Annotated in this window: 23 protein-coding genes; 1 reads left to right on the top strand and 22 read right to left on the bottom strand. The window is 70.4% G+C overall.

What is annotated here, in order from left to right; all coding sequences use genetic code 11:
* Window positions 1–53: 53 nt before the first annotated feature.
* Both ABZ956_RS02705 and ABZ956_RS02700 read right to left on the bottom strand, forming a co-directional pair.
* On the bottom strand, window positions 54–716 hold the full coding sequence (locus tag ABZ956_RS02705; protein WP_361885820.1) for a response regulator transcription factor: 663 nt from the start codon (window positions 714–716) through the stop codon (window positions 54–56).
* The gene (locus ABZ956_RS02700; protein WP_361885817.1) at window positions 713–1915 is read right to left on the bottom strand and encodes a histidine kinase; all 1203 of its coding nucleotides are present in this window, start codon (window positions 1913–1915) and stop codon (window positions 713–715) included. Before ABZ956_RS02700 ends, ABZ956_RS02705 begins: the two co-directional genes overlap by 4 nt.
* A gap of 158 nt (window positions 1916–2073) precedes the next feature.
* Here ABZ956_RS02700 and ABZ956_RS02695 point away from each other — a divergent pair, with 158 nt between their 5' ends.
* Window positions 2074–2652: a hypothetical protein gene (locus ABZ956_RS02695; RefSeq protein WP_361885814.1), complete on the top strand. Its 579-nt coding sequence runs from the start codon at window positions 2074–2076 to the stop codon at window positions 2650–2652.
* A 51-nt stretch (window positions 2653–2703) separates the two neighbouring features.
* Here the strand turns inward: ABZ956_RS02695 and ABZ956_RS02690 are convergent, their stop codons facing one another.
* From ABZ956_RS02690 to thrB, 20 genes are all read right to left on the bottom strand, one after another.
* On the bottom strand, window positions 2704–3168 hold the full coding sequence (locus tag ABZ956_RS02690; RefSeq protein ID WP_361885811.1) for a DUF2550 domain-containing protein: 465 nt from the start codon (window positions 3166–3168) through the stop codon (window positions 2704–2706).
* 116 nt (window positions 3169–3284) lie between these two features.
* On the bottom strand, window positions 3285–3662 hold the full coding sequence (locus ABZ956_RS02685; protein ID WP_360907030.1) for a F0F1 ATP synthase subunit epsilon: 378 nt from the start codon (window positions 3660–3662) through the stop codon (window positions 3285–3287).
* Window positions 3663–3791: 129 nt separating this feature from the next.
* Complete coding sequence (gene atpD / locus ABZ956_RS02680) at window positions 3792–5234, bottom strand: F0F1 ATP synthase subunit beta (RefSeq protein ID WP_361885808.1); 1443 nt, start codon at window positions 5232–5234, stop codon at window positions 3792–3794.
* On the bottom strand, window positions 5235–6155 hold the full coding sequence (locus ABZ956_RS02675; protein ID WP_361885805.1) for a F0F1 ATP synthase subunit gamma: 921 nt from the start codon (window positions 6153–6155) through the stop codon (window positions 5235–5237).
* 2 nt (window positions 6156–6157) lie between these two features.
* The gene (atpA, locus tag ABZ956_RS02670) at window positions 6158–7729 is read right to left on the bottom strand and encodes a F0F1 ATP synthase subunit alpha (RefSeq protein WP_361885802.1); all 1572 of its coding nucleotides are present in this window, start codon (window positions 7727–7729) and stop codon (window positions 6158–6160) included.
* A gap of 144 nt (window positions 7730–7873) precedes the next feature.
* Entirely contained in the window at window positions 7874–8689 is an 816-nt protein-coding gene (locus ABZ956_RS02665) for a F0F1 ATP synthase subunit delta (protein ID WP_361885799.1), read from the bottom strand.
* Complete coding sequence (locus tag ABZ956_RS02660) at window positions 8686–9249, bottom strand: F0F1 ATP synthase subunit B (RefSeq protein ID WP_361885796.1); 564 nt, start codon at window positions 9247–9249, stop codon at window positions 8686–8688. Before ABZ956_RS02660 ends, ABZ956_RS02665 begins: the two co-directional genes overlap by 4 nt.
* A gap of 39 nt (window positions 9250–9288) precedes the next feature.
* Entirely contained in the window at window positions 9289–9531 is a 243-nt protein-coding gene (locus ABZ956_RS02655; protein WP_071964963.1) for a F0F1 ATP synthase subunit C, read from the bottom strand.
* Window positions 9532–9612: 81 nt separating this feature from the next.
* Complete coding sequence (gene atpB / locus ABZ956_RS02650) at window positions 9613–10425, bottom strand: F0F1 ATP synthase subunit A (protein WP_361885793.1); 813 nt, start codon at window positions 10423–10425, stop codon at window positions 9613–9615.
* Between the two features lie 264 nt (window positions 10426–10689).
* On the bottom strand, window positions 10690–11127 hold the full coding sequence (locus tag ABZ956_RS02645) for a hypothetical protein (RefSeq protein WP_361885790.1): 438 nt from the start codon (window positions 11125–11127) through the stop codon (window positions 10690–10692).
* Between the two features lie 432 nt (window positions 11128–11559).
* Window positions 11560–12876, bottom strand: coding sequence for an MraY family glycosyltransferase (locus ABZ956_RS02640; protein WP_361885788.1), 1317 nt, complete (start codon window positions 12874–12876; stop codon window positions 11560–11562).
* Between the two features lie 112 nt (window positions 12877–12988).
* Complete coding sequence (glyA, locus tag ABZ956_RS02635) at window positions 12989–14314, bottom strand: serine hydroxymethyltransferase (RefSeq protein WP_361885785.1); 1326 nt, start codon at window positions 14312–14314, stop codon at window positions 12989–12991.
* 73 nt (window positions 14315–14387) lie between these two features.
* Window positions 14388–15041, bottom strand: coding sequence for a protein-tyrosine-phosphatase (locus ABZ956_RS02630; RefSeq protein ID WP_361885782.1), 654 nt, complete (start codon window positions 15039–15041; stop codon window positions 14388–14390).
* On the bottom strand, window positions 15038–15685 hold the full coding sequence (locus tag ABZ956_RS02625) for an L-threonylcarbamoyladenylate synthase (RefSeq protein WP_361885779.1): 648 nt from the start codon (window positions 15683–15685) through the stop codon (window positions 15038–15040). Before ABZ956_RS02625 ends, ABZ956_RS02630 begins: the two co-directional genes overlap by 4 nt.
* Window positions 15686–15750: 65 nt before the next feature.
* Complete coding sequence (prmC, locus tag ABZ956_RS02620) at window positions 15751–16596, bottom strand: peptide chain release factor N(5)-glutamine methyltransferase (protein WP_361885777.1); 846 nt, start codon at window positions 16594–16596, stop codon at window positions 15751–15753.
* 76 nt (window positions 16597–16672) lie between these two features.
* Window positions 16673–17752 carry a peptide chain release factor 1 gene (gene prfA / locus ABZ956_RS02615; RefSeq protein ID WP_361885774.1) on the bottom strand — a complete coding sequence of 360 codons (1080 nt, stop codon included), beginning with the start codon at window positions 17750–17752 and terminating at the stop codon, window positions 16673–16675.
* 111 nt (window positions 17753–17863) lie between these two features.
* A complete protein-coding gene (gene rpmE, locus ABZ956_RS02610) occupies window positions 17864–18088 on the bottom strand; it encodes a 50S ribosomal protein L31 (protein ID WP_058046284.1) in 225 nt (74 codons plus the stop codon).
* 135 nt (window positions 18089–18223) lie between these two features.
* Window positions 18224–19342 carry an LCP family protein gene (locus ABZ956_RS02605; RefSeq protein WP_361885771.1) on the bottom strand — a complete coding sequence of 373 codons (1119 nt, stop codon included), beginning with the start codon at window positions 19340–19342 and terminating at the stop codon, window positions 18224–18226.
* Window positions 19343–19669: 327 nt separating this feature from the next.
* The gene (gene rho, locus ABZ956_RS02600) at window positions 19670–21727 is read right to left on the bottom strand and encodes a transcription termination factor Rho (RefSeq protein ID WP_361885768.1); all 2058 of its coding nucleotides are present in this window, start codon (window positions 21725–21727) and stop codon (window positions 19670–19672) included.
* A 414-nt stretch (window positions 21728–22141) separates the two neighbouring features.
* Window positions 22142–23056: a homoserine kinase gene (thrB, locus tag ABZ956_RS02595; RefSeq protein WP_361885765.1), complete on the bottom strand. Its 915-nt coding sequence runs from the start codon at window positions 23054–23056 to the stop codon at window positions 22142–22144.
* Window positions 23057–23214 lie beyond the last annotated feature (158 nt).

The following is a 23214-nucleotide window of genomic DNA, read 5'->3' as shown; positions in this document are numbered from 1 at the left end:
CAGGGTGGGGGGTGCGCGTTGTGAGGGGAGCGTAAGAAGGTCCGTACCAATGGTCAAGAGGTCTGGACCAGACCCAACTCCTGTGCCAGCACGGCCGCTTGCACCCTGCTGCGCAGCTCCAGCTTCCCCAGCAGCCGGCTGACATGGGTCTTCACGGTGGCCTCCGCCATCCCCAGCCGCTCCCCGATCTCCGCGTTCGACAGCCCCTCCCCCACCCGGGCCAGCACCTCCCGCTCCCGCCGCGTGAGCACGTCCAGCACGGCCGGGTCGGGGCCGTTCGGGGAGCGTACGGGCGTGGGGCGGGCGAACTCCGCGATGAGGCGGCGGGTGACCGCCGGGGAGATCAGGCCCTCGCCGCCCGCGACGGTCCGCACCGCCGCCACCAGGTCACGGGCCTCGCTGTCCTTGAGCAGAAAGCCGGCGGCCCCGGCCCGCAGCGCCCCGAAGACGTATTCGTCCAGGTCGAAGGTGGTCAGCACGAGCACGTCGGCGAGGCGCTCGGCGGTGATCAGCCGGGTGGCGGACACCCCGTCCAGACGCGGCATCTGTACGTCCATCAGCACCAGGTCCGGGCGCAGCTCCCGGGCCAGCCGCACGGCCTCCTCGCCGTCGCCCGCCTCCCCGACGACCTCGATGCCGGGCGCCGAGCGCAGGATGAGCACGAGCCCGGACCGCACGGCGGCCTGGTCCTCGGCAACGACAACACGGACCGTCATGAGGTCTTCTCCTCGCTCTCCACGGGCAGTTCGGCCCGTACTTCCCACAGCTTGCCGCCGTCCGCCACCGGGCCCGCCGCCAGCGTCCCGCCCAGCAGCGCGACGCGCTCACGCATCCCGACCAGGCCCGCCCCGGCCCCCGGGGCACGCGGCCCGGTGTCCCCGCCCAGCACGCTGGCCACCCGTACGGTCAGCGGTCCGGCGCCGTCCCCGTCCCGGGTCAGCTCCACGAGCACCGGGCCGGGCGCGGCGTGCTTGACCACGTTGGTCAGCGACTCCTGCACGATGCGGTAGGCCGCGAGTTCGACCGGCACCGGCAGCTTCCCCGCACCCCGCTCGTCGCGCAGGACGAACGAGAAACGGTCGTCGTGCACGCTGGTGCGGGCCCGCTCCAGCAGCGCGTCCAGGCCGTCGAGCCGGGGTGTGGGCGCGGGCTCGTCCGCACCGGCCGCCTCCCTCAGCAGACCGATCAGCCGGCGCATCTCGGCGAGCCCCTGGACGCTGTTCTGCCGGATGACGCCGAGGGCCTCGCGGGAGGCTTCAGGCTCGTCGATCGACAGGGCGGCCGATGAGTGTATGGCGATGGCCGACAGGTGCCCGGCGACCATGTCGTGCAGCTCCCGGGCCATCCGCGCCCGTTCCGCGACCACCGCCTCCCGCCGGTCCAGCTCCGCCAGCAGCGCGGTCCGCTCGGCGGCCAGCCGCGCCGCCCGGGCCGCGTCGCGGTGCACCCGCACCCCCACGCCCGTCCACGCCGGCGCCACCAGGACGACCGCCAGCGCGATCCCGACCAGCAGCGAGGTGGGGTCGCGGATCAGCGCCACGGCCAGCAGCGTCCCCAGCACGGTGATCGCCTCGGTGGCGCGCGGGATCCGGCGGTAGGCGGCGGGCGGGCCGTAGAGCACCGCCGCGTAGACGAGGTCGGTGTACATGCCGACGTTGGCGACGAGGCTGCCCGCGCAGACGTCCAGCGCGAACGCCGCCGTCCCGATGGCCAGGGCGGTCAGCGGCGCACGGCGGCGCAGCAGCTCGGCCCCGGCCATGACGACCAGCGCCACCAGCGCGAGGCGGCCCGGCAGTCCCGCGAGGGGGGTGCTGCGCAGCCCCAGCGCGTACAGCAGGCCGCCGCCCGCCAGTCCGGCGGCGGCGATGAGCAGCGCGACGCGATCGGGCGGGCTCAGGGTGAGGCGGACGGGCATGGGTCCATCTCAGCACGGGGCCGAGGGTGCGGTCGTCCACTGCCGCGCTCCTCGGCGGCGGCGGAAGTACATCGAAGGATGCAGTCGCAGATCGTCACGCGCGACGACGAATCCGCTGGTGGCGGCGGTCACGCTGAGGACGAGGAAAGGAGAGAGCTGTGATCGTCACGTTGATCGTCATCTGCGAAGTGGGCTTCTGGGTGCTGCTGGCCGGGGGGCTGAGCCTGCGCTACCTGGCCCGCATGCCCCGCACGGGGGCCGCGGTGCTACTGCTGGAGCCCGTCCTGGAGCTGATCCTGTTGATCGCCACGGCGGTGGACCTGAAGAACGGTGCCCACGCGGACTGGAAGCACGGCCTGGCCGCCGTGTACATCGGCTTCTCGGTGGGGCTGGGTCACTCCACGATCAAATGGGTCGACCAGCGCTTCGCCCACCGCTTCGCCGGGGGCCCGCCGCCGGTGCAGCCGCCGAAGTACGGCACGGCACGCACGGTGCACGAGTGGAAGACCGCCGGGAAGTGGGTGCTGGCGGCGGTGGTGGCGATGGGCCTGCTGCAGGCGGCCATCTGGTACGTGGGCTCGGGCGACATCAGCTCGCTGCGGACCTGGCAGTCGAAGATGCTCTGGGTCATCGGCATCAACGTGGTCATCGCGCTGAGCTACACGATCTGGCCCAAGGAGCCGAAGGCCGTGGAGAGCCCGGAATCCGACGCACCGGACCTGATCAAGCGACGTTGACCCTCCCCCAGACTCCGTCCGGGGGGACCCCCATCCAGAGAGAAGCCTTGTTCAAGCAACATTGACTCTCTGCCCGGGCGGGGCCGCCTCGAGCCAGGCCAGGAAGCCGGTCAGGGCGTCCTCGCTCATCGCCAGCTCCAGGTGCGTACCGCGGTGCACGCAGACCAGGACGATGGCATCCGAGAGCAGCGCCAGCTCCTCCTCGCCCTGCGGCGTCCGGCGGCGCAGCACCTCGATGGAGTCCCGCTCCAGCGTGCGGCGCGGCCGGTACGCGTACGAGAAGACCCGGAACCACTCGATCCGGTCACCGTTGTAGCGGGCGACCCCGTACACCCAGCCCTTGCCGGCCGGCTCGGGGGCGGTGTCCGGCTCCTGGGCCACGTTCCAGCGCAGGCTGCAGTCGAAGGTGCCGCCGGACCGCTGGATGAGCCGCCTGCGCAGCCCGAAGACGAAGAGCCCCAAAAGCACCAGCAGCACGACGATGCCGCTCACGAGCAGAGCGAGGACCATCTCCACCGACCTCCTCGCATCATCTAGAGCAATCGCACCTGCGTTATTGCCTCAGCCGCGGACCGCCCTGGAATTGTTCCAGGCCGGTCCGCGGCTGAGGGACGTACTCGAAGCGGGTCGGGCTAGCGAACGCCCGTGACCGCCTTCAGCCGGACATCCGCGCGACGCTCGGCGGCCGCGTCGGCCTCCGCCTTCGCGCGCTCGAGCGCCCGCTCGGCACGCTCGACGTCGATCTCGTCGGCAAGCTCCGCGATCTCGGCGAGCAGCGAGAGCTTGTCGTCGGCGAACGAGATGAAGCCCCCGTGCACCGCCGCGACGACGGTGGAACCGTCGGTGGTCTTGATGGTCACCGGGCCGGACTGCAGCACACCGAGCAGCGGCTGGTGCCCGGGCATGACGCCGATGTCACCCGATGTGGTACGCGCGATGACCATGGTGGCCTCGCCGGACCAGACGCTTCGGTCCGCCGCGACCAGCTCGACGTGCAGCTCAGCAGCCAACGTGGCTCCTCGGGTCTCCACCCGCCGGGCGCGGCGGGTGTTGGGTCAAAGAATAGGGGACGTGACGTCCGGGGGCGGGAGTGCCCCGCCCCCGGACGGCCGATCGCGGGGCCCTTGCGGGCCCGTGGATCAGGAGACGCCCAGCTCCTTGGCGTTCTTCTTGAGGTCCTCGAGACCACCGCACATGAAGAAGGCCTGCTCCGGGAAGTGGTCGAACTCACCGTCGCAGATCGCGTTGAACGCGGCGATGGACTCGTCCAGCGGAACGTCCGAACCGTCGACACCGGTGAACTGCTTCGCCGCGTGGGTGTTCTGCGACAGGAAGCGCTCGACGCGACGGGCGCGGTGGACGACCAGCTTGTCCTCTTCGCCCAGCTCGTCGATACCGAGGATCGCGATGATGTCCTGCAGGTCCTTGTACTTCTGCAGGATGCCCTTGACGCGGGAGGCCGCGTTGTAGTGGTCCTGCGAGATGTAGCGCGGGTCCAGGATGCGGGACGTCGAGTCCAGCGGGTCCACCGCCGGGTAGATGCCCTTCTCCGAGATCGGACGCGACAGAACGGTCGTGGCGTCCAGGTGGGCGAAGGTCGTCGCCGGGGCCGGGTCGGTCAGGTCGTCCGCGGGGACGTAGATCGCCTGCATCGAGGTGATCGAGTGACCACGGGTCGAGGTGATGCGCTCCTGGAGGAGGCCCATCTCGTCGGCGAGGTTCGGCTGGTAACCCACCGCGGACGGCATGCGGCCGAGCAGGGTCGAGACCTCGGAGCCGGCCTGGGTGAAGCGGAAGATGTTGTCGATGAAGAACAGCACGTCCTGCTTCTGCACATCGCGGAAGTACTCCGCCATGGTCAGACCGGCCAGGGCGACGCGCAGACGGGTGCCCGGGGGCTCGTCCATCTGGCCGAAGACCAGCGCGGTCTTGTCCAGAACGCCGGAGTCCGCCATCTCGTGGATGAGGTCGTTGCCCTCACGGGTGCGCTCACCGACGCCGGCGAAGACGGAAACGCCCTCGTGCAGCTTGGCCACACGCATGATCATTTCCTGGATCAGCACGGTCTTGCCGACACCGGCGCCACCGAACAGACCGATCTTGCCGCCCTTGACGTACGGGGTCAGCAGGTCGACGACCTTCAGGCCGGTCTCGAACATCTCGGTCTTCGACTCGAGCTGGTCGAACGCCGGGGCCTTGCGGTGGATGGACCAGCGCTCGGTGACCTCGGACTCGGCCTCGGGGTCGTTCAGGATCTTGCCCAGGGTGTTGAACACCCGGCCCTTGGTCACGTCGCCGACGGGGACGGTGATGCCGTCGCCGGTGTCGGTCACCGGGGCCTGGCGGACCAGGCCGTCGGTGGGCTCCATGGCGATGGAACGCACCAGGCCCTCGCCCAGGTGCTGCGCGACCTCGAGCGTCAGGGTCTTCTTCTTGCCGGCGTCGGCCGGGTCGGAGACCTCGACGGTCAGGGCGTTGTAGATCTCCGGCATCGCGTCGACGGGGAACTCCACGTCGACGACCGGGCCGATGACCCGGGCGACGCGGCCCGTCGCGGCGGCCGTCTCAACAGTGGTGGTCATTTATCGGTCACTCCCCGCGGTCGCGTCGGCCAGGGCGCTGGCGCCTCCGACGATCTCGCTGATTTCCTGGGTGATGTCGGCCTGTCGGGCCGCGTTGGCAAGCCGCGTGAGCGACTTGATGAGCTCTTCGGCGTTGTCGGTCGCCGACTTCATCGCCCGGCGGCGGGCCGCGTGCTCGGAAGCGGCGGCCTGCAGCAGAGCGTTGTAGATCCGGGACTCGACATACCGCGGCAGCAGTGCGTCGAGCACGCCTTCGTCCGACGGCTCGAAGTCGAACAGCGGCAGGATCTTGTCCTTGGCCACCTCCGACTCCTCGGCCGTCGCCTCGAGGCTCAGCGGCAGCAGCCGCTTCTCCACCGGCGTCTGCGTCATCATCGACACGAACTCCGTGAAGACGATGTGCAGCTCGTCCACGCCGCCCTCGGCCGTGTCCTTGAGGACGGCCTCGATCAGCGGGCCGGCGACCTTCTTGGCGTCGGCGTAGGTCGGGCTGTCGGTGAAGCCCGTCCACGAGTCGACGACCGGGCGCTCACGGAAGCCGTAGTACGCGACGCCCTTGCGGCCGACGATGTACGTGACGACGTCCTTGCCCTCCGCCTTGAGGCGGGTGGTGAGCTGGTCGGCGGCCTTGATCGCGTTGGAGGAGTAGCCGCCGGCCAGACCGCGGTCGCTCGTGACGAGCAGGATCGCGGCCCGGGTCGGGTTCTCCACCTCGGTGGTCAGGGCGTGCTTGGTGTTGGAGCCGGTGGCAACCGCGGTCACTGCCCGGGTGAGCTCACTGGCGTACGGAGTCGACGCGGCCACCTTGCGCTGTGCCTTGACGATGCGCGAGGCGGCGATCATCTCCATCGCCTTGGTGATCTTCTTGGTCGCGGAGACGGACTTGATCCGCCTCTTGTAGACCCGGAGCTGGGCACCCATGCTCAGCCCTCGCCCAGCAGCTTGCCGTCCGAGGTCTCGAACTGCTGCTTGAAGGACGTGATCGCGTCGGCCACGGACTGCAGCGTGTCGTCGGACATCTTGCCGCCCTCACGGATGCTGTCCATCAGGCCCTTGTGCTCGCGGTGCAGGTAGTCCAGCAGCTCGCGCTCGAAGCGGCGGATGTCCTCGACCGGGACGTCGTCCATCTTGCCGGTGGTGCCGGCCCAGATGGAGACGACCTGGTCCTCGGTGGAGTACGGGGCGTACTGCGACTGCTTCAGCAGCTCGACCATGCGCTTACCGCGCTCCAGGGCGGCCTTGGAGGCGGCGTCCAGGTCGGAACCGAAGGCGGCGAACGCCTCGAGCTCGCGGTACTGGGCCAGGTCCACACGGAGGCGGCCGGAGACCTGCTTCATGGCCTTGTGCTGGGCGGAGCCACCGACACGGGAGACCGAGATACCGACGTTCAGCGCGGGGCGCTGACCGGCGTTGAAGAGGTCCGACTCCAGGAAGCACTGGCCGTCGGTGATGGAGATGACGTTGGTCGGGATGAACGCCGACACGTCGTTCGCCTTGGTCTCGACGATCGGCAGACCGGTCATCGAACCCGCGCCCATGTCGTCGGAGAGCTTGGCGCAGCGCTCCAGCAGACGGGAGTGCAGGTAGAAGACGTCACCCGGGTAGGCCTCACGGCCCGGCGGGCGGCGCAGCAGCAGGGAGACGGCGCGGTAGGCGTCGGCCTGCTTCGACAGGTCGTCGAAGACGATCAGGACGTGCTTGCCCTGGTACATCCAGTGCTGGCCGATGGCCGAGCCGGTGTACGGCGCGAGGTACTTGAAGCCGGCCGGGTCGGACGCCGGAGCCGCGACGATCGTCGTGTACTCCAGGGCGCCGGCCTCCTCCAGCGCGCCGCGCACGGACGCGATGGTGGAGCCCTTCTGGCCGATGGCGACGTAGATGCAGCGGACCTGCTTCTTCGGGTCGCCCGAGCGCCAGTTGTCGCGCTGGTTGATGATCGTGTCGACGGCCAGCGCGGTCTTGCCGGTCTGACGGTCACCGATGATCAGCTGACGCTGGCCACGGCCGACCGGGGTCATGGCGTCGACGGCCTTGTAGCCGGTCTCCATCGGCTCGTGGACCGACTTGCGGACCATGACGCCGGGGGCCTGCAGTTCGAGGGCGCGGCGGCCCTCGGTCGCGATCTCGCCGAGGCCGTCGATCGGGTTGCCCAGCGGGTCGACGACGCGGCCGAGGTAGCCCTCGCCGACCGCGACGGAGAGCACCTCACCGGTGCGCTGCACCGGCTGGCCCTCCTCGATGCCGCTGAACTCGCCGAGGACGACCGCACCGATCTCGCGCTCCTCGAGGTTGAGGGCGAGACCGAGGGTTCCGTCCTCGAACCGCAGCAGCTCGTTCGCCATGGCCGAGGGCAGACCCTCGACCTTCGCGATGCCGTCGCCGGCAACGCTGACCGTACCGACCTCCTCGCGCGAGGCCGCGTCCGGCTTGTACGCCTGGACAAAGTTCTCCAGTGCGTCCCGGATCTCCTCCGGCCGGATCGTGAGCTCCGCCATCTGGGTTCCCTGCTCTCCTTGTTGGGCCCGAAGTAATTCTGGGGGTCTGGGGACTTGCTCCCACAGCAGCTGCGCTGCGGGCCCCCAGAGGACACCGTCGACCCAACTCGGGCCGTCAGTACATGCTCTTGAGTTGGTGGCTGGTCAGCCGGCCATCCGGCGGCCCGCCTCGGCGAGACGGTCCGCGATGGTGCCACTGACGATCTCGTCGCCGATCCGCACCTGGATGCCGCCGAGGACCTCGGGGTCGACGTCCAGGTTGAGGTGGACACGCCGTCCGTACAGCTTGGCCAGCGCGTCACCGAGGCGCTGCTTCTGCTGCTCGTTCAGCGGGACCGCGGAGACGACCTCCGCGACCATGCGGTCCCGGCGGTCGGCGGCCAGCTTGGAGAGGGCGGTGAGCCCACCTTCCAGGCTACGGCCACGCGGCGCGGTCACCAGTCGGACGACGAGGCGCTCGGTGACGGGGTTGGCCCGCCCGCCCAGCAGCTCGCGGAGCAGGGCCGCCTTGGCGGACCGGTCGGCGACCTTGTCCGTCAGCGCGGCGCGCAGCTCCGGGTTCGAGGTGACGATCCGGCCGAAGCGGAACAGCTCGTCCTCGACGTCGTCCAGGTCGCCCGCGCGCTCGGCCGCGACGAGGTCGGCGCCGCTGGCCAGCTCCTCGATCGCGTCGACCAGGTCGCGCGAGTTCGACCAGCGGGAGCGGACCATGCCCGCGACCAGGTCGGCGCACTCGCCGCCGACCTGCCCGGCCAGCAGGCGCGTGACCAGCTCGGCCTTGGCCTCGCCGGACTGCGCCGGGTCGGTGAGGACCCGACGCAGCGAGACCTCGCGGTCGAGCAGCGCGGTCACGGCGGTGAGATCCGCGGCGAGCTTCGCCGCGTCCACGGACGTGTTGTCCGCCAGCGCGTCGAGGCTCTCGCGTGCGGAGGCCAGGGCCTCCCGGCTCGCCAGGCTCATCGGCTCGCCTCGGCCTTCTTCACGTCGACCGACTTGTTCTCGAGCGCGTCGAGGAAGCGGTCGATGGTCCGGCTCTGGCGGGCGGAGTCCGCGAGGGACTCGCCGACGATCCGGCCGGCCAGGTCGATGGCCAGCTGGCCGACGTCCTGGCGCAGCGCGGCCGCGGCGGCCTTGCGGTCGGCCTCGATCTGGGCGTGACCGGCAGCGATGATCTCCTCACGCTGCCGCTGGCCCTCGGACCGCATCTCGGCGATCAGCGCGACGCCCTGCTCCTGCGCCTCCTGGCGCAGACGCGCGGCCTCGTGGCGGGCGTCGGCGAGCTGGGCCCGGTAGTCCTCGAGTACCTGCTGAGCCTCGGCCTGGGCGGCCTCGGCCTTCTCCATGCCGCCCTCGATGGCCACCCGGCGCTCGTCCAGAACCTTGTTGATGTTCGGGAGGAGCTTCTTGCCGAGGAACAGGAAGACGATGAGGAAGGCGATAAGGCCGATGACGAGCTCTGGCATCGGCGGGAGGAGCGGGTTTTCCATCTCCTCGGACGCCAGGTGCGTCAGGGCGTACACATCAGTGCCTTTCGTCGAAAAGTTGGTCGATGGGTCGGTTTACTTGTAAACGAAGCCCATGACGATGCCGATCAGGGCGAGCGCCTCACAGAAGGCGAAACCCATGATCTGGTTGGCGCGGATCAGGCCCGCGGCCTCGGGCTGGCGGGCCAGGGCCTGGGTGCCGTTACCGAAGATGATGCCGACGCCGACGCCGGGGCCGATCGCGGCGAGGCCGTAGCCGATCGCAGCAACGTTGCCGCTGACGGTGTCGGTGGCGGCAAGGGTCTGGAGAGCGGACATGCCGGTTCTTCCTTCTCTTTCACGGACCGGTGGGGGTTGGCCACCGGACGTCTGTTGGACTGGGGGCGGAGACGGGCTGACTCAGTGGTGCTCGGAGAGCGCGCCCTGGACGTAGTTGCAGGCCAGGAGGACGAAGACGTACGCCTGGACGGCCTGGATGAAGAGCTCGAAGGCGGTCATGATGATCGTCATCACGAACGAGGCACCCGCGTAGGCGATGCCGATCCCGTTCAGCAGGTACCAGCTGGCGATCGTGAACATCACGATCAGCATGTGGCCCGCGAACATGTTGGCGAAGAGCCGGACCGCGTGGGTGAAGGGCCGGATGATCAGGTTCGAGAGGAACTCGAGCACGACGACCAGCGGCAGGATCCAGCCGAGCGACTTGTCGTAGCCGGTGATGTTCTTCCAGGCGCCGACGAAGCCGTGCTTCTTGAACGTCAGCCCGACCCACAGGACGTAGACGACCAGGGCGAGACCGGCGGGGTAGGCGATGATCGACGTCACCGGGAACTGGGCGACCGGGATGATCGACCAGACGTTCATGATCCAGATGAAGAAGAACAGCGAGACCATGAAGGGGACGTACTTCTCGCCCTCCTTCTTGCCGAGCGCCTCGTAGACGAGTCCGCGGCGGACGAAGTCGTAGCCCGCCTCACCGATCATCTGGAGCTTGCCCGGGACCACCTTGGCCTTGCCGAACGCGACCCAGAAGAACCCCACGATGACGAGCGAGCCCAGCAGGGCCAGCAGCATCGGCTTGTTGAACTCGAATCCGCCGATCGTGAAGAGCGGTTCGAAGACGAACGAGTGGAGCCCTGGGGCCGGGAAGCCGCACCCATCAAAGATGTGGCAATTGGTCTCGAAGGCGAGCAGCGTCTGGTCAGCACTCACCGCGAGCTCCTTCAGCGTGGCGCATAGGTACGGCAACCTCGTTGTGTCGGCGCGGCGCACGGCCACGGAACGGCACTGGACTGGACTTACGGATGGGGATGCGGCGGGTCGGCCTGTGGCCGGAAGTCATCGCAGGCGTCAGCTGCACGGGAAGCCGACTCTCACCCGGGAATCCCGGGGATTCGGCCGCCTGCGTCCGCTGCACCTCAGATGGCACCGGACGATAGCAGGTGAGCACTCGGGCATTTATTCCGGCCCTACCGGTCATGACGGAGACCCGGCCGGCGCGGACTTCTGCGCCTCGCCGGACTCCGGATCCACGTAAAGGATCTTCGCCTTCATGTAGGCGCGGGTCTGGGCCGCGATCCAGGTCAGGGTCGCGGCGAGCAGCGAGAAGGCGAAAGCCTTGGTGCTGAAGAGCGTCGTGTTCTTGAAGACCACGAGAAAGACCGCCACCAGCAGGATCTGGGTCAGGTAGAGGACCAGGCCCATCATCTGGAACAGGTGGGGCAGGTGCTTTGCGGTGCGGTTCAGGATGACCAGACCGGTCGCCATCACTCCAGCGGCGAGGACCACGCCGACGGCGGCTCCGATCCCTCCCTTGCCACCGGCGAGCACCGAGCCGACGACGACGGCGACGACGCCGGCAACGGCGGTCGGCACGGCGCACTGCAAAAGCGTTCGGGCGTCGTTGGACTGCATGAAGGGTTTCTCCGGCGAAGGTCGGAAGCAACGATTCGTCGTGGACGAGCGTATCCCCGGGGATGAGACATGGCTCGCGACGAAGGGCCGCCGCACTACGGTCCTTCGGCTCTAGCACCGGGTTTCGTGAACGGTATCACAAACTATTTGATGAGGTCTTTACCTACATCGTGTGCCGCATGTCACACGGAAGGGTCAATCCGCAGGTCATCGGGCTGACGGAGGCCCTGGGACTCTGCTATTGCGAACGCTCCGCATGCCCTCTTTAGGCCGCTTCGGTGATGGCCGCCGACCGGCCGTCGGGGACGGCGGCGGCGATTGCCGGAGACCGAAGACAACCGATGAGAAGGGTCCCATTCCGGCCGTTCGCGATCACCGTCGACGGATGATTTCGGCCGTTCAAGATCGTCTATGCGCGGCGATTTCCACCGCTCAGTGATTGCTGCCGATCTTTCCCCGGTGCGTGAAACGCGAGCGGTCCCCGATGGCCGTCGCGCCGTGCAGTCCCGCCGGCACGGGCTCCCGCTGCTGCCCGCCCTCCGGGCCGGCCTGTGCCTGCTCCACGACGGCCGTGGGCACCGCCCGGCGGCGGTAGCGGGGCGGTACGAACTGCTCCGCCCAGCGCGGGGCACGCGGGGTGAAGCGCGGCATCAGCAGCAGGACCAGGCCGACCGCGCTGAGCACGACGACCAGCAGCAGGATCCAGACACTCGCGGAGTTCACGGAATAGGCCACCGCGCCGAAGGCGATCAGCGCGGACCAGAAGTACATGATCAGCACGGCCCGGCTGTGCGAATGGCCGATCTCCAGCAGCCGGTGGTGCAGGTGCCCGCGGTCGGCGGCGAACGGCGACTGGCCCTTCCACGTCCGGCGCACGACCGCCAGCAGCAGGTCCGCGACCGGCACCGCGATCACCGTCAGCGGCAGCAGCAGCGGGATGTAGACCGGCACCATGGTGTGCACGGCCGCCCGCTCCGAACCGGCCCACAGCTTGAGCGCGTCCGGGTCCACCTGCCCGGTGACGGAGATGGCCCCCGCCGCCAGGACCAGGCCGATGAGCATCGAGCCGGAGTCGCCCATGAAGATCCGCGCGGGGTGCATGTTGTGCGGCAGGAAACCCAGGCACATGCCCATCAGGATCGCCGCGAACAGCGTCGCGGGGGCGGCCGCCTCCAGGCCGTGCCCGAACCACATCCGGTACGCGTACAGGAAGAACGCGGCGGCCGCGATGCACACCATGCCCGAGGCCAGCCCGTCCAGGCCGTCGACGAAGTTCACCGCGTTGATGGTGATCACCACCAGGGCGACCGTCAGCAGGGTGCCCTGCATGGGCGTCAGCGAGACCGTGCCCACACCGGGCACCGGGATCCACAGGATCGTCAGACCCTGCAGCACCATCACACCGGCGGCGATCATCTGCCCGCCGAGCTTGACCAGGGCGTCCACGCCCCACTTGTCGTCCAGCACGCCCAGCAGCCAGATCAGGCCCGCGCCCGAGAGCAGCGCGGCCGGCTCGTTGGAGAGCGCGAAGACGTGCTTGAGGTTCGACAGGTGCGCGGCCACCAGCAGGCCCGCGCACAGGCCGCCGAACATCGCGATACCGCCGAGCCGGGGTGTCGGTTCCCGGTGCACGTCGCGCGCGCGGATCTCCGGCATCGCGCCGGCGATGATCGCGAACTTTCGCACCGGGCCCGTCAGCAGATAAGTGACCGCCGCGGTGACGCACAACGTCAGCAGGTATTCACGCACGGGCTGCCCCAGGGTTCGCGCTGGACATCACAGCCCCACACCATATTCGCGTCCGCCCCGGATCCGTGAATGCAGGGGAAGACGCCGGCCGTGGCCGAGTGGTTGCAAATGATCACATGTGGGACCGGTAGGGCGGGAACCTTCCGGCCAGATCCGCCACCTGGGCGCGCACCTGGCCCTCCCGTCCCTCCCCGCGCAGCGCAGCCCCCAGCAGCATCCCCACGTGCGCCATCTCCGTCTCGTCCATGCCCTGGGTGGTGAGCGCCGCGGTGCCCAGGCGCAGCCCGCGGGCGGTGCCGGGGGCCAGCCCGCACACGTCCAGCACGATCGCGGCGGCGGCGAGCCGGCGGCGGGCCGTGGCGGCGTCCAGGGCCAGCGGTGCGACGTCGGCGACGAGGAGGTGGGTGTCGGTGCCACCGGTGACGATGCCGAGCCCCTCGGCGGCCAGGGCGGCCGCCAGGGCGCGGGCGTTGCCGACCACCCGGTGGGCGTAGGCGGTGAACTCCGGGGTCGCGGCCTCCCCGAAGGCGACGGCCTTCGCGGCGACCGTATGCATCTGGGCACCGCCCTGGGTGAACGGGAACACCGCCCGGTCGACCTGCTCCGCCAGGTGGGGCCCGCACAGGAGCAGCCCGCCGCGCGGCCCGCGCAGCACCTTGTGGGTGGTGGCGCACACCACGTCCGCGTACGGCACGGGGTTGGGCGCCGCTCCCCCGGCGACCAGCCCGATGGGGTGCGCGGCGTCGACGACGAGGTAGGCGCCCACCTCGTCGGCGATCTCGCGGAAGGCGGCGTAGTCGGGGTGGCGGGGGTAGGAGATGGAGCCGCAGACGATGGCCCGGGGCCGGTGCTTCTCGGCCAGGGCGCGCACCTGCGCGTAGTCGATGAGGCCGGTGTCCTCGCGGACGCCGTAGCCGACGAAGTCGAACCAGCGGCCCGAGAAGTTCGCCGGGGAGCCGTGGGTGAGGTGGCCGCCGTGCCGCAGGCCCATGGCCAGCACGGTGTCCCCGGGGCGCAGCAGCGCGGCGTAGGCGGCCAGCACGGCGGCGGTGCCGGAGTGCGGCTGGACGTTGGCGTGCCCGGCGCCGAAGAGGGCCTTGGCGCGGTCGGTGGCGATGCGCTCGACGAGGTCGACGAGCTCGCAGCCGCCGTGGTGGCGGGCGCCGGGGTAGCCCTCGGCGTACTTGTTGGTGAGCGGGGAGCCGAGGGCGGCGAGCACGGCGGGCGAGGTGAAGTTCTCGGCGGCGATCAGCTGCAGCCCGGTGGCCTGGCGCTCGCTCTCGCCCAGCAGGAGCCCGGCGAGCTCGGGGTCCTGCCGCAGCAGGGCCTCGAAGCCGTGCCCCCACGCGGGGTGCGGGCCGCCGCGCTCGGCCGCTTCGGTGGCATACGCCGCGCCGGCGGCCCGGGCGGGCGCGGGGGTGAGAGGCGTCGCGGACATCGCGGGCTCCGAGCTGTGGGCGGGTGCGATGGGCTCACCACCCAATGTAGGCCCGGGCCCGCGGGGTCGCTGCTCAGGAGCGGGACGCGACTCCCGTGAGGGCGGTGACGACCGGGTCCAGGGCCTGGTTGATCTCGTCGCCGATGGAGCGGAAGAAGGTGATCGGGGCGCCGTAGGGGTCGTGGACCTCGTCGGCGTCCGCGGTGGGCGCCAGCAGCCAGCCGCGCAGGGCGGCGGCGGCCTGCACCAGGGCGCGGGCGCGGTCGACCACCCCGCCGGCCCGCTCGGGGTCCGGGAGGGTCGCGGGGTCTATGGCCCGCACCAGCCGGGTGAACTCCTTCAGGGTGAAGGTGCGCAGGCCCGCGGAGTGCCCCATGGAGATGACCTGGGCGCGGTGGTCGCGGGTGGCGGTCAGGACGAGGTCGGCGCGGATGACGTGCTCGTCGAGGAGCTCACGGCCGGTGAAGCCCTGCGCGTCGGCCCCGAAGTCGGCCAGGACGGTGGCGGCGTGCGCCTCCATGGGCGCGCCCTCGTGGCCCCAGGTGCCGGCGCTCTCCACCACCAGGCCGCCCGCCGAGGGGTCGCCGAGGCGGTGGGTGAGGGCATGGCGGGTCAGCCGCTCGGTGATGGGCGAGCGGCAGACGTTGCCGGTGCTGACGTGGAGGATGCGGAAGGTGTCGGTGGTGGTGTCCGGTCCCGCTATGCCACGCCCCTGCGCGGCGATCAATTCGCCACCTCGAGTTCGGGTACCACCTCGCGCAGCTGCTCGGCGCTGATGGCGCCGGCGCGCAGCAGGACGGGCACCTTGCCGGTGACGTCCACGATGGAGGACGGCACGTCGGCGGGCGTGGAGCCGCCGTCGAGGTAGACGGAGACGGAGTCGCCGAGCATCTCCTGCGCGGCGTCGCAGTTCTGCGGCGCGGGGTGACCGGTGAGGTTGGCGCTGGAGACGGCCATGGGGCCGAACTCGGTGAGCAGCTCCAGGGCCACCGGGTGCAGCGGCATCCGGACGGCCACGGTGCCCCGGGTCTCGCCCAGGTCCCAGGTCAGCGACGGCTGGTGCTTGGCGACCAGGGTCAGGGCGCCGGGCCAGAAGGCGTCGACGAGCTCCCATGCCTGCTCGGAGAAGTCCGTGACGAGGCCGTGCAGGGTGTTCGGGGAGCCGACCAGGACGGGCGAGGGCATGCCCCGGCCGCGGCCCTTGGCCTGGAGGAGGTCGCCGACGGCCTCGCGGCTGAAGGCGTCCGCACCGATGCCGTAGACGGTGTCGGTGGGCATCACGACCAGCTCGCCGCGGCGGACCGCGGCGGCGGCTTCGCGCAGACCGGTCTTGCGGTCGGTCGCGTCGCTGCAGTCGTATCGCCGTGCCATCTAACGGACCTCCTCGTACTGGGTCTTGGTCTGGTGCCGGTCGGCTGCCGGGGCGGTCGGGGCCGTCACGGGGTCGCCTTGCGGGCCGTCGCGAAGCGGGGCCGGTTGTTCAGGTCGGGGTGGTCGGCCGCGTCGGCCCAGCCCCGCTCCTCGGTGAAGATCCACGGGACCTGGCCGCCCTGGGTGTCGGCGTGCTCGATGACGACGACGCCGCCGGGCCGCAGCAGCCGGTGCGCGGTGCGCTCGATGCCGCGGATGGTGTCGAGGCCGTCCTCGCCGGAGAACAGCGCGAGCTGGGGGTCGTGGTCGCGGGCCTCGGGGGCGACGTACTCCCACTCGGTGAGCGGGATGTACGGCGGGTTGGAGATCACCAGGTCGACCTGGCCGTCCAGCTCGGGCAGGGCGGTCAGGGCGTTGCCGTGGTGGAGCTGGACCCGGGAGCCCGCCACGTTCTTGCGGGCCCAGCCCAGGGCGCCCTCGTCGAGCTCGACGGCGTGCACGCGCGAGCGCGGCACCTCCTGGGCCAGGGCCAGGGCGATGGCCCCGGAGCCGGTGCACAGGTCGACGATGAGCGGCTCGACGACGTCCATGGCCCGCACGGCGTCTATGGCCCAGCCGACGACCGACTCGGTCTCGGGGCGGGGCACGAAGACGCCGGGCCCGACCTGGAGCTCCAGGTAGCGGAAGAAGGCGCGGCCGGTGATGTGCTGCAGCGGCTCGCGGGCCTCGCGGCGCGCGACGGCCTCCCAGTAGCGGGCGTCGAAGTCGGCGTCCGCGACGTTGTGCAGCTCACCGCGCTTGACGCCGTGCACGAAGGCGGCCAGCTCCTCCGCGTCGAAGCGCGGGGACGGTACGCCGGCGTCGGCCAGCCGCTGAGTGGCTTGCGCCACCTCTGCTAGCAGCAGGTTCACGTTGTTCCTCTCGCGTCGGCGCCCCGGTCGTCCTCTGTGGCCGGACGGGCTCGATTCTTCAACACCGCCGGTACCGTCAGCTCGCGGCAGCGAGCTTCGCCGCCGAGTCGGCGTCGACGCACGCCTGGATCACGGGATCCAGCTCGCCGTCGAGCACCTGGTCCAAGTTGTACGCCTTGAAGCCGACGCGGTGGTCCGAAATGCGGTTCTCCGGGAAGTTGTAGGTCCGGATCTTCTCGGAACGGTCCACGGTACGGACCTGGCTGCGGCGGGCGTCGGACGCCTCGCGCTCCGCCTCCTCCTGGGCCGCGGCGAGCAGCCGCGAGCGCAGGATGCGCAGGGCCTGCTCCTTGTTCTGGAGCTGGCTCTTCTCGTTCTGGCAGGAGGCGACGACGCCGGTGGGCAGGTGGGTGATGCGCACCGCCGAGTCGGTGGTGTTGACGGACTGGCCGCCGGGCCCGGAGGAGCGGTAGACGTCGATCCGCAGGTCGTTCATGTTGATCTCGACGTCGATCTCCTCGGCCTCGGGCGTGACGAGCACGCCGGCGGCGGAGGTGTGGATGCGGCCCTGGGACTCGGTGGCGGGCACGCGCTGGACGCGGTGGACGCCGCCCTCGTACTTCAGCCGGGCCCACACGCCCTGGCCGGGCTCGGTGGCGCCGTTGCCGCCCTTGGTCTTTACAGCGACCTGGACGTCCTTGTAGCCGCCGAGCTCGGACTCCGTGGAGTCGATGATCTCGGTCTTCCAGCCCACCCGCTCGGCGTAGCGCAGGTACATGCGCAGCAGGTCGCCGGCGAACAGCGCCGACTCGTCGCCACCCGCGCCCGCCTTGATCTCCAGGATGACGTCCTTGTCGTCGCTGGGGTCGCGGGGCACCAGCAGCAGGCGCAGCTTCTCGGTGAGCTCCTCGCGCTGCTTCTCCAGCTCCTTGACCTCGGCCGCGAAGTCGGGGTCGTCGGCGGCGAACTCGCGCGCGGTCTCGATGTCGTCCGCGGTCTGCTTCCAGGAGCGGTAGGTGCCGACGATCGGGGTCAGCTCGGCGTAGCGCTTGTTGAGCTTGCGGGCGTTGGCCTGGTCCGCGTGCACGGCGGGGTCGGCGAGCCGCTTCTCGAGGTCGGCGTGCTCACCGATCAGTTCCTCGACTGCCTCGAACATCGATTTTCCCTAGCTGCTGGAAGTGACGGCCCGCGGGCCTGCTGGACGACAAAGCGCCGGTCCGGTCGCCCAGCCGAGACTGGGCGACCGAAGACCGGCGCCTGCGGGTCGCTACTTCTTGGCCGACCCGGCGGCCTTGCCGAAGCGGGCCTCGAACCGCGCCACACGGCCACCGGTGTCGAGGATCTTCTGCTTGCCCGTGTAGAACGGGTGGCACTCGGAGCACACGTCGGCACGGATGGTGCCGTCGGCGACGGTGCTACGCGTGGTGAACGAGGCGCCACAGGTGCAGCTGACCTGCGTCTCGACGTACTCCGGGTGGATGTCGCGCTTCAAGGGGTTCTCCTAGGTTCGGGAGGGCTCCGGGTCGCAGGGCGGGATTGCCTTACGTGAACCGGGGCCGACGTACCAGTCTGCCAGTCCTGGCCGCATCCCCCAAAACGGGGGGTCGCGGCCGGTTATTCCCGGGCTCTACCGCACGACCCCGTCGGCGTCGGTCTTGGTGCCGGCGCCGTCCTTGAGGGCGGATTCCGGGATGGGCCGGTCGGCGCGGAGGGCCGTCCAGATCTCCTGGGACTGGGTGACCAGCGGCACGACCCGGTTGGGGTCCCTGGGGTCGTCGGTCACGGGCAGCGTCACCATCTGCATGTCCTCGGAGCCGATGCCCTTGAGGCCGTTGGCGAAGCTGTAGAGCTTGTCGACGGAGGCCAGCTGGCGGTCGGTGGTGAGCGCCTTGGTGGCGGTGTCGGCGATGCCGTAGAGCTTGGTGGGGCTGGTGAAGAGCCCGACGGACTTGACCTGGTCGAGCAGGGCCTTGATGAACGCCTGCTGGAGCTTGATCCGGCCCAGGTCGCTGCCGTCGCCGACGCCCTTGCGGGTGCGGACCAGGCCGAGGGACTGCTCGCCGTCGAGCTTGTGGGTGCCCGCGGCGAGATTGAGGTGGCTGTCCTTGTCGCGGATGGCCTTGGTGGTGGTGACCTCCACCCCGCCCAGCTTGTCGATCAGCTTCTGGAAGCCGGCGAAGTCGACCTCCAGATAGTGGTCCATCCGGATGTTGGTCATCGTCTCGACGGTCTTGACCGCGCAGGCCGCGCCGCCGAGGGAGTACGCCTCGTTGAACTGCCCGCGCTTGACCGCCGGGGTCTTCTTGCCGCTCGGGGTGGTGCACTCGGGCCGGGCGACGATGGTGTCGCGCGGGATCGAGACGACGCTGGCCTTCTTGTGGCCCGCGTAGACGTGGACGATCATCGCCGTGTCGGAGCGGGAGCTGCCCTCGTCCCTGCCGTACTTGCCGTTGTCGCCGGCGCGCGAGTCGGAGCCGAGGACGAGGATGTCCTGGGAGCCGTTGTCGACGTCGTCGGGGCGGTTCTTGCCCAGGGCGGCGTTGATGTCGACGCTGTGCAGGTTGCCGTTGAACTTGAAGTACAGGAACCCGGCGCCCGTGCCGCCGAGCACGACCAGGGCCGCGGCGCTCCAGGCGGCTATTCGCCGGCCCTTGCGGCGGACCGGGGGCTTACGACGGCGACCGCGCTTACCGCCGGCACGACGGCGGTGCGAACCCGCCGCCGTACTCCTGCTGTCGTCAGCCATGCGCTCCTCAGTCCTCCGCTGTGTCTTTCCGGCTACCCCCTGCTGCCTGCCAGACGGGTGAGCTTGCGACAGGGTTGCACAGCGGATTCTGAGGACCGTCTTAGAAAGTGCCTGGCAGCGAGGGTGCCCGCAGGGCCGTCGCGCCCCGCGCCACCTGCGATTTCGGCCAAATGGCCGTCTTTGATTCCGCCCGGCCGCGGGCCCGGCCGCTGTGGCGCATCTCTCAAAAGGTCACAGGAAGATCACGATGTGGTGGCGGGCAGGGGGCGGAAAGACGAAACCTCCCCGCCACGGACGTGACGGGGAGGTTCGCGCGGCGGATGCGGATCAGTCGTTGCCGTTGGACGGCGTGGTCTTGGCGATCTGCATCAGGAACTCGGCGTTGGACTTCGTCTGCTTCATCTTGTCCAGAAGCAGCTCGATGGCCTGCTGCGAGTCGAGCGCGTGCAGCACCCGGCGCAGCTTCCAGACGATCGCCAGCTCCTCGCCACCCAGGAGGATCTCCTCCTTGCGGGTGCCGGACGGGTCGACGTCCACGGCCGGGAAGATGCGCTTGTCGGCGAGCTTCCGGTCGAGCTTGAGCTCCATGTTGCCGGTGCCCTTGAACTCCTCGAAGATCACCTCGTCCATGCGCGAGCCGGTCTCGACCAGCGCGGTGGCCAGGATGGTCAGCGAGCCGCCGTCCTCGATGTTGCGCGCGGCACCGAAGAACTTCTTCGGCGGGTACAGCGCGGTCGAGTCGACACCACCGGACAGGATGCGGCCCGAGGCCGGGGCGGCCAGGTTGTAGGCGCGGCCCAGACGGGTGATCGAGTCCAGCAGGACGACCACGTCGTGGCCCAGCTCCACCAGGCGCTTGGCGCGCTCGATGGCCAGCTCGGCGACGGTGGTGTGGTCCTCGGCCGGGCGGTCGAAGGTCGAGGAGATGACCTCGCCCTTGACCGACCGCTGCATGTCGGTGACCTCTTCCGGACGCTCGTCGACCAGGACGACCATCAGGTGGCACTCGGGGTTGTTGGTGGTGATCGCGTTGGCGATCGCCTGCATGATCATGGTCTTACCGGTCTTCGGCGGGGCCACGATCAGACCACGCTGGCCCTTGCCGATGGGGGCGACCAGGTCGATGATGCGGGTCGTCAGCACGCCCGGGTCCGTCTCCAACCGCAGGCGGTCCTGCGGGTAGAGCGGGGTGAGCTTGCCGAACTCGGGGCGGCCGCGCCCGGTTTCGGGGGCCATGCCGTTCACCGAGTCGAGGCGGACGAGGGCGTTGAACTTCTCGCGCCGCTCGCCGTCCTTCGGCTGGCGGACCGCACCGGTGACGTGGTCACCCTTGCGCAGGCCGTTCTTGCGGACCTGGGCGAGGGAGACGTAGACGTCGTTCGGGCCCGGGAGGTAGCCCGAGGTCCGGATGAAGGCGTAGTTGTCGAGGATGTCCAGGATGCCCGCGACGGGGATCAGGACGTCGTCCTCGGCGAGCTGCGGCTCGTTCGCGCCGAACTCGTCACGGCCACGACGGCCACGACGGTCGCGGTAGCGGCCGCGGCGGCCACGACGGCCACCCTCGAAATCGTCCTCGTCCTGCGGGCCGCCCTGCGGACCGCGGTCGCCGCGCTGCTGGCGGTCACCGCGCTGCTGCTGGCCGGCGTCGCCGTCGCGGCCACGGCGGTCGCGCTCACGCTGACCGCGCTCACCCCGCTCGCCGCGCTCGCCCCGCTCGGCACGGTCGCCGCGCTCACCGCGGTCCCCGCGCTCACGGCGCTCGCCCTTCTGGCCGCGCTCGGCGCGGTCCTGGCGCTCGGCGCCCTTGGCGGCCTTGCCCTCGGCGGTGTCCGCCGCGGCCTCGGCCTTCGCCTCGGCCCGCTCCTCGGTGCGGGTCTCGGTACGAGCGGCCTCGGCGGCCGGCTCGGGGCTGCCCGCGGCGGCGGTGGCGCGCCGACGACGGCGCTCACCGGCCGGGGCCTCGTCGCTGCTCGGCTGGCCCGGGATCTCGATCTGCTGCTGGGCAGCCTTCTCGGCGGGCTTCTCGGCGGCGGTCTCACCCGTACGGGCCCTGGAGGTCGTACGGCGCTTGGGCTTGGTCTCGGCGGTCTCCGAGGCCGCCGGGGCCTGCTCGGCCTTGGCGGGCGCGGCGGAGCCGGCCTGCCTCTCCTTGATGACCTCGATCAGCTGGCCTTTGCGCATCCGCGCGGTGCCCTTGATGCCGAGGCCGGAAGCGAGCTGCTGGAGCTCGGCCAGGACCATGGCGTCGAGGCCCGTGCCCGAGCGGCGCCGCTTGGGGGCGGTGGCAGCACCGGTGGCAGGCGCGGCGGGAGCGTCCGTGGCGGGCGCGGAGGCATTGCCGGCGGCTCCGGCGTTCACGCCCATCAGATCGGTGGTGTCGCTCACGAAGGGGTCCTTCCCTGGAGCGGGCGTCGGCCTGTCTGGCTCGGCGACCGGTTGTGCTGTCCGGCTGCGGTCCTGGTGTACGGACCGGGCCGGGGCGGTGGTCCGCCGCGTTACGGCGGAAGAATCAGTGCATTGGTGCCGGCGTGAAGAATGAGGGAAGGGCACGACATAACGCTTCACTCATGTCGCCCACGCCGATTCCGGAGCGTGCTCGAATCTGCTCAGGCAGGCTGCTCAGGCAGTTTGGGAGGCTCCCGGAAGAAAAGCGGTCCCTGATCGGGACACAGCGCACCGAGCCGATGTGGCTTCGAGTGCAGACTTGAGGTTAACACTACCGGATCCCACAAACATTCCCCCTCTCCAAGACCGGCAACCGCGTTTTTCGTGGGCCCGGGCTCCCCCGGGCGCCACTGGTCAGGCGAGCGGCAGCACGCTCGTCCCCCCGGCGTCGAGGGCCAGCCGGTTGGCCGCCCACCCCTCGCCCGCCAGTCGTGCGACCTTCTCGGCCGCACCGCTTTCGACCAGCGCGAGCACCGTGGGGCCCGCGCCGGAGATGACCGCAGGGACGCCGTCCGCCCGCAGTCGGTTGACCAGGGCCACGCTCTCCGGCATCGCCGGGGCGCGATAGTCCTGGTGGAGCCGGTCCTCGGTGGCCGGCAGCAGCAGCTCGGGGCGCCTGGTCAGGGCCTCGACGAGCAGCGCCGCGCGCCCGGCGTTGGCGGCCGCGTCCACATGGGGGACGCTGCGCGGCAACAGCCCGCGCGCGGTCTCGGTCAGTACGGGTCTGGACGGCACGAAGACCACCGGAACGATGGAATCCGCCGGGTCCATCCGAATGGCCCGGGCGACGCCCGACTCCATCCAGGCGAGGGTGAAACCGCCGAGCAGACAGGCGGCGACGTTGTCGGGGTGGCCCTCGATCTCGGTGGCCAGCTCGAGCATGGCCGCCTCGTCGAGTCTGTCGGCCCCGCCTATGGTCACCGCGCGGGCGGCGACGATGCCCGCGCAGATCGCGGCCGAGGAGGAGCCCAGGCCCCGGCCGTGCGGAATGCGGTTGGCGCAGACGACCTCCAGGCCGCGCGGCTGGCCGCCGAGCAGGTCGAAGGTGGTGCGCAGGGACCGTACGAGGAGGTGACTCTCGTCGCGGGGGAGGTTGTCGGCGCCCTCCCCGGCGATGTCGATGTGCAGCCCGGATTCCGCCACCCGGACCACGACATCGTCGTAGAGCCCCAGGGACAGGCCGAGGGCGTCGAAGCCGGGACCGAGATTTGCGCTGGTGGCGGGGGTGCGCACTCGGACGGCGGCGGCGCGGAACGCGGGACCGGCCATCGCTCGATGACTCTCCTTGGTGTGGCCTTGGTAGGGCGTGCGACATCCACAAGGGCCGCGACGGCAATGCCGCGTGGGGGCGGCACGGTCTGCGACGGGGCGGAGTGAGCACAGCCTATCGAAGGAAGGTTCAGTGGCGACATAGGGCGCACAGGAGG

This window comes from Streptomyces sp. NPDC046261, assembly GCF_040646235.1.
Lineage (GTDB): Bacteria > Actinomycetota > Actinomycetes > Streptomycetales > Streptomycetaceae > Streptomyces.
The sequence above is the reverse complement of the archived record's forward strand: the minus strand, read 5'-3'. Positions and strand labels throughout refer to the sequence as shown.

Coding starts and splice junctions, on each gene's coding strand:
- ABZ956_RS02705 (WP_361885820.1), bottom strand. CDS start 716: ATGACGGTCCGTGTTGTCGTTGCCGAGGACCAGGCCGCCGTGCGGTCC.
- ABZ956_RS02700 (WP_361885817.1), bottom strand. CDS start 1,915: ATGCCCGTCCGCCTCACCCTGAGCCCGCCCGATCGCGTCGCGCTGCTC.
- atpD (WP_361885808.1), bottom strand. CDS start 5,234: ATGACCACCACTGTTGAGACGGCCGCCGCGACGGGCCGCGTCGCCCGG.
- ABZ956_RS02675 (WP_361885805.1), bottom strand. CDS start 6,155: ATGGGTGCCCAGCTCCGGGTCTACAAGAGGCGGATCAAGTCCGTCTCC.
- atpA (WP_361885802.1), bottom strand. CDS start 7,729: ATGGCGGAGCTCACGATCCGGCCGGAGGAGATCCGGGACGCACTGGAG.
- ABZ956_RS02665 (WP_361885799.1), bottom strand. CDS start 8,689: ATGAGCCTGGCGAGCCGGGAGGCCCTGGCCTCCGCACGCGAGAGCCTC.
- ABZ956_RS02655 (WP_071964963.1), bottom strand. CDS start 9,531: ATGTCCGCTCTCCAGACCCTTGCCGCCACCGACACCGTCAGCGGCAAC.
- ABZ956_RS02645 (WP_361885790.1), bottom strand. CDS start 11,127: ATGCAGTCCAACGACGCCCGAACGCTTTTGCAGTGCGCCGTGCCGACC.
- glyA (WP_361885785.1), bottom strand. CDS start 14,314: ATGTCCGCGACGCCTCTCACCCCCGCGCCCGCCCGGGCCGCCGGCGCG.
- ABZ956_RS02625 (WP_361885779.1), bottom strand. CDS start 15,685: ATGGCACGGCGATACGACTGCAGCGACGCGACCGACCGCAAGACCGGT.
- prfA (WP_361885774.1), bottom strand. CDS start 17,752: ATGTTCGAGGCAGTCGAGGAACTGATCGGTGAGCACGCCGACCTCGAG.
- ABZ956_RS02605 (WP_361885771.1), bottom strand. CDS start 19,342: ATGGCTGACGACAGCAGGAGTACGGCGGCGGGTTCGCACCGCCGTCGT.
- thrB (WP_361885765.1), bottom strand. CDS start 23,056: ATGGCCGGTCCCGCGTTCCGCGCCGCCGCCGTCCGAGTGCGCACCCCC.